A 5,383-nucleotide genomic window follows, 5' to 3' on the forward strand; every position below is an offset into this window, starting at 1 on the left:
CTCGGCGACGCCGACCGCGGTGCGCGACGCCCGCGGCCGGTTGTGGTTCGTGACCAACCTCGGGGTGGTCTGGCTGGACCCGGCGCGCACGCCGCGCAACTCGCGCGAGGTCGGCGTCGATGTGCAGGCGCTGATGGCCGGCGGGCAGAGCTATCCGGCCGCGCAGGGCCAGCAGCTGCCCCAGGGCACCAATGCGCTGACGCTGCGCTACGCCGCCCGGGTGCTGAGCAAGGCGGAGCAGGTGCGCTACCGCTTCCGGCTGGTGGGCGTCGACGCGGACTGGCGCGACGCCGGCACGCAGCGCGAGGCGACCTACGCCAACCTCGGTCCGGGCGACTACCGCTTCGAGGTGCTGGCCTCCAATCCCGACGGGCTGTGGAGCCGCCGGCCGTCGGTGCTGGCTTTCCGCATCGCGCCGGCGCTACACGAGTACGCCGCCTTCCGCTGGGGACTGGCGTTGGCGCTGGTGGGGGCCATCTGGGGCGGGTATCGCCTGCGGGTGCGGGCGCTGCAGGCGCGGCTGCGGATGCGGCTGGAGGTGCGCCATCGCGAGCGGGAGCGCATCGCGCGCGACCTGCACGACACGCTGCTGCAGGGCTTCCAGGGGCTGCTGCTGGGGCTGGATGCGAGCGTGCGACGCGTGACCGACCAGGCGCTGCGGCACAAGATGGAGCGCGACCTGACGCGGGCCGAGGGGCTGCTGGCCGAAGGGCGCGATCGCGTCGGCCAGCTGCGTCAGCGCATCGACGACGAGGACGCCGCCGAGCGCGGCGGCTGGGGGGATGACGACGAGGGCGACGACGACGCAAACGGCGGCGAGCGCCGGGGCTCGGACCGTCGGTTGGCCGAGCGGCTGGCGCGCGCCGGCCAGGACTTGGTCCGGCCGCCGGGCCAGTTCCGGATCCGGGTGACCGGCACGCCGCGGGCGCTGGCGGCTCGATCGAGGATGAAATGCTGCTGATCGCGCGCGAGGCCCTGACCAATGCCGACCGCCATGCGCGGGCGAGCGAGGTGAGCCTGGAGCTGGAGTACCGCGCCGACGGGCTGACGCTGACGGTGCGCGACAACGGCATCGGCCTGCCGCCGGACTGGGAGGCCCGGCAGCCGCGCGACGGGCGTTACGGCATGTGCGGCATGCGCGAGCGGGCGCGCCGCATGGGCGGCGAGTACCGCTTCGAGCGCGGCCCGGACGGGGCGCGTTCGACCCTGACCTTGCCGCTGGTGGCGGCCGTCGCGGCACCGCGCCACGAGGTGGTCGCTCCGCGCGCGGCCGTCTCCCCGTGAAGTCCCCGAGGGTCAGGGCATACCCGGCTTCCTAGAATCCGCGCGACGTCGAAGTTCCGACGTTTTCACGAGGGAAGAGTGATGAAGAAGTTTGCCGCGCTGTCCGCGCTGTGCCTGTCCTTGGCCGCCGCGCTCCCCGCCTTCGCCGATCCGGCGCCGGTGCCCGATGCCACCCAGGCGCAATCGCTGCGCGATGCCGTGCGGGCCGACCGCAAGGGCGTTGTCCTCAAGGCGCTGCAGCTGGACGAGGCGCAGACCAAGAAGTTCGTGCCGGTCTACGAGGCCTATGAGCGCGAACTGGCCACGCTGAACCGCCAGTTCACCCGCATGTCGGTGGAATTCGTGCAGATCGGCGAGAAGCCGACCAATGCGCAGTCGAAGTACTTCTCCAAGGGCTACCTGGGGTACGTCGACGCCGAGCAGAAGCTCTACAAGAAGTACCACCCGCGCGTGGTGAAGGCGATCGGCGAAGTCGGCGCCGCGCGCTTCCTGTCCGTGGAACGCCGCATCCGCGCGCTCCAAGACTACGACCTCTGGATCTAAGAGCGAGGGCTACTGCGCGAACGCCAGGCGTCGTTGGGCGGATGCTCGGAATCCTCACGTACCGAAGTACGCTCCGGTTCCTCCGCTCCGCCCGCCTAGCCTGACGTCCGCTCGCGACGCCCCGATCGACCGAGCCAACGAGGCGGTGGTCAGATCCCGCCCAGATCGATCGCGCGCAGCACCGCCTGCGTGCGGTCAAGGATGCTCTTCTTCGCGAACATCGCGAGGTCAGATCCAGCCCAGATCGATCGCGCGCAGCACGGCCTGCGTGCGGTCGCGGACGCCCATCTTCGCGAACACCGCGGAGCAGTGGTTCTTGATGACGCCTTCGCTGTTGCCCAGCAGCGCGGCGATCTCGGTGTTGCTGCGGCCGCTGGCCACCAGGCGCAGCACCTGCAGCTCCTTGGGGCTGAGCGGCTCGGGCTCCGCCGTCGCCGCGAAGGCGCGCTCCACCGGCGCGCGCTCCATGCGCTCGGTCAGCAGCGGACGCAGCGCCGTCGAGCCACCCACCACGTCGCGCAGCGCCTGCACCAGCGTGTCCGGGCTGATCGCCTTCAGCAGGAACCCGCGCGCCCCCGCGCGCACCGCCTCGTCGAAAGCCGCCGTGTCGTCGAAGGTGGTCAGCAGCACCACCGGGATCTTCAGCGCCCGCGCCGCCAGCGCCCGGATCAGCCCGATCCCGTCCAGCCGCGGCATCCGCATGTCCGACAGGATCACGTCCGGCTGCTCGCGCGCCAGCAACTCCAGCGCCTCCGCGCCGTCCGACGCCTCGCCCACCAGGCGAATGTCGTCGTGCAGCGCCAGCAGGCCCTTCAGCCCCTCGCGCACCAGTTGCTGGTCTTCCACCAGCAGCAGCTTGATCGTGTTGTCGCTCATGTCGTCTCCTTGCTGGATGGCGCAATCCCGGTTCAGGCGCGCCGCGGGCAGTTCAGTTCGATCAGGAATCCGGGGTGATGCCGCAGCACCTGCATCGTCCCGCCCAGTTCGGCCATGCGTTCCTGCATGCCCTTGAGGCCGTTGCCCTCGCGCAGCTTGCGCGTGCCGCGGCCATTGTCGTCAACCCGCACCCGGACCTGCGGACCGGATTCGTCCACCGCCTCCAGGCTGACGCGCACCCGCGTCGCGCCGGCATGGCGCACCGCGTTGGTCACCGCCTCCTGCACGCAGCGCAGCAGCGCGTGCGCGCAGCGCGGCGTCAGGTCCTGCGCGACCGGGTCCAGCGCCAGCTCGATCTGCGTGCTGGCGATGCCGTCGGCCAGCGTGCGCAGCGCGGCCTCGAGGTTGATGCGCTGGCTCTCCCGTTCGCGCGATACCGCCGCGCGGACCTCCGCCAGCAGCCCCGCCGCGCCCAGCTTGGCCTTCTCGACCGCCTGCGCGGCGCCGGGCTCGTCGTGGCGGCGCAGCAGCGCCTCGCTCAGCTGCAGGTGCAGGTTGAGCGCGGTCAGGTGATGCCCCATCACGTCGTGCAACTCGCGCGCCATGTGCAGGCGCTCGGCATAACGCAGCTGCTCGATCTGCAGCCGCTCGCCCGATTCCTTCTCGGCCAGCATGGCCTGGAACCAGCGTCTGCGCTCGGCCTCCGCCGCGGCCAGCCGGCCCAGGCCGAAGGCCATGCCGTGCAGCGCCACCATCGACATCGACAGCCCCAGGCTGTTCAGCCACCAGGGCAGGTCGGGCTGGAGCTGCTCGAGCCGCTGGGCCTCGCTGGGCAGCAGCCAGTACAGCGCCACACTGATCACGACCTGCGCGAGCGCGAAATTGAAGGCGCGCCGCACGTTCAGCAGCAGCGCCGCCAGCACGGTCACGAGGAAGGGCAGCCCCGGCGTGACCAGCAGCGCCAGCACGTCCAGCAGCAGCACGCGGGCGAGCGCGTCGGCCGGCGGCAGGTCCAGGTGTTGCTGGCGCGCCAGCCGCCAGAAGTGCCACGCGAACAGCATCACCAGCGCCAGGCAGGTGAGCACGAAGGGCGCGTCGTGGGTGTCGCCGCCGGTGCGGCGGTAGAGGCTGGCCAGGACGCCGTCGTAGGGCTCGGTCGCGTTGCCCATCAGGCCCCAGACCGCCGAGCCCAGCTCCAGCAGACAGATCGCCAGGGCGGCAATGCGCAGCACGAAGGCGGGCTGGGCGATGCGGGCGAGCAGACGATCCAAGGGGTCCATCCAGGCGAGGCGGCAACACGCCAGCGTGCCACAGGCGACGTCCGGCAGGGAAGGTGCGCATTGTCATGGGACACCGGCCGCGGCGGTTCCGGCCATGCGACGAGTGCCCCGAATCGCTGGATGAGCTGCCGGCGGGCGTGCAACGGGCAGCGGACCGCCGCCGCGCCGGCCCCGGTCGGCTGGGCACGCGGGACGGCCCGCCAGCGGACGCGGCCTTCGGACTACGCGATCGCTTCCGCGATGACGCCGCCGCCCAGGCAGACGTCGCCGTCGTAGAGCACCGCGCTCTGGCCGGGCGTGACCGCCCATTGCGGCTGCGGGAAGTCCAGGCGGATGCTGCCCTCGCCGGGGGTCAGCGCGCAGGGCGCGTCGGCCTGCCGGTAGCGGGTCTTGGCGCCGAAGCCGCCGAAGGCCGGCGCCTGGCCGGTCCAGCTCAGGTCCTGCGCCACCAGACCGCGGCTCTGCAGCAGCGGGTGGTCGTGGCCCTGGACGACCACCAGCGTGTTGCTCGCCAGGTCCTTGCGGGCGACGAACCAGGGCTCGTGCTCGCCGCCGCCGCGCGGCGCGCCCTTCTCCTTCACGCCGCCGATGCCCAGCCCCTGGCGCTGGCCCAGCGTGTAGAAGGACAAGCCGACGTGCTCGCCCAGCTTGCGGCCGCGCTCGTCCTTGATCGGGCCGGGCTTGTGGGAGAGGTAGCGGTTGAGGAACTCGCGGAAGGGCCGCTCGCCGATGAAGCAGATGCCGGTCGAGTCCTTCTTCTTCGCATTGGGCAGCCCGATCTCCTCGGCCAGCCGGCGCACCTCGGTCTTGGGCAGCTCGCCGACCGGGAACATCGTCTTGCGCAGCTGCGCCTGGTTGAGCCGGTGCAGGAAGTAGCTCTGGTCCTTGAGCGGATCCAGGCCCTTGAGCAGCTGCACCTGGCCGTCCTGCTCGCGCACCCGGGCGTAATGGCCGGTGGCGATCTTCTCGGCGCCCAGCCGCATCGCGTGGTCCAGGAAGGCCTTGAACTTGATCTCGGCGTTGCACAGCACGTCCGGGTTGGGCGTGCGGCCGGCCTGGTACTCGCGCAGGAACTCGGCGAAGACGCGGTCCTTGTACTCGGCGGCGAAGTTGACGTGCTCGATCTCGATGCCGATCACGTCGGCCACCGCCGCCGCGTCGACGAAGTCGATGTTGGAGGAGCAGTACTCGCTGTCGTCGTCGTCTTCCCAGTTCTTCATGAAGATGCCGACGACCTCATGGCCCGCCTGCTTGAGCAGCCAGGCGGACACGGCGGAATCAACGCCGCCGGACAGCCCGACGACGATCCGTTGCTTCTTGGGATTCATGGGGCGCGATTGTCCCAAAGGTCCGCAAGACCTGTCCGGCGCGGGGCCGGCCGCCGCCCGACGCGCCTCAGC

The 5,383-nt window shown here is 71.4% G+C and carries 6 protein-coding genes; 3 read left to right on the plus strand and 3 right to left on the minus strand.

The window, feature by feature from the left end; genetic code table 11:
* From FUT87_RS27700 to FUT87_RS27710, 3 genes are all read left to right on the plus strand, one after another.
* Window positions 1–961 (plus strand): triple tyrosine motif-containing protein (locus tag FUT87_RS27700; protein WP_255512095.1); only part of this gene is annotated, 961 nt, incomplete at its 5' end.
* Window positions 952–1,284 carry an ATP-binding protein gene (locus FUT87_RS27705; protein ID WP_147243043.1) on the plus strand — a complete coding sequence of 111 codons (333 nt, stop codon included), beginning with the start codon at window positions 952–954 and terminating at the stop codon, window positions 1,282–1,284. The genes FUT87_RS27700 and FUT87_RS27705, both read left to right, overlap by 10 nt.
* 81 nt (window positions 1,285–1,365) lie before the next feature.
* A complete protein-coding gene (locus tag FUT87_RS27710; RefSeq protein ID WP_147243044.1) occupies window positions 1,366–1,827 on the plus strand; it encodes a hypothetical protein in 462 nt (153 codons plus the stop codon).
* 228 nt (window positions 1,828–2,055) lie between these two features.
* Here the strand turns inward: FUT87_RS27710 and FUT87_RS27715 are convergent, their stop codons facing one another.
* From FUT87_RS27715 to mnmA, 3 genes are all read right to left on the minus strand, one after another.
* On the minus strand, window positions 2,056–2,703 hold the full coding sequence (locus FUT87_RS27715) for a response regulator transcription factor (RefSeq protein WP_091730445.1): 648 nt from the start codon (window positions 2,701–2,703) through the stop codon (window positions 2,056–2,058).
* Between the two features lie 32 nt (window positions 2,704–2,735).
* Window positions 2,736–3,974, minus strand: coding sequence for a histidine kinase (locus FUT87_RS27720; protein ID WP_147242080.1), 1,239 nt, complete (start codon window positions 3,972–3,974; stop codon window positions 2,736–2,738).
* 230 nt (window positions 3,975–4,204) lie between these two features.
* Complete coding sequence (gene mnmA / locus FUT87_RS27725; RefSeq protein ID WP_147243045.1) at window positions 4,205–5,311, minus strand: tRNA 2-thiouridine(34) synthase MnmA; 1,107 nt, start codon at window positions 5,309–5,311, stop codon at window positions 4,205–4,207.
* Between the last annotated feature and the right edge of the window lie 72 nt (window positions 5,312–5,383).

It is taken from the genome of Mitsuaria sp. TWR114, assembly GCF_007997345.1.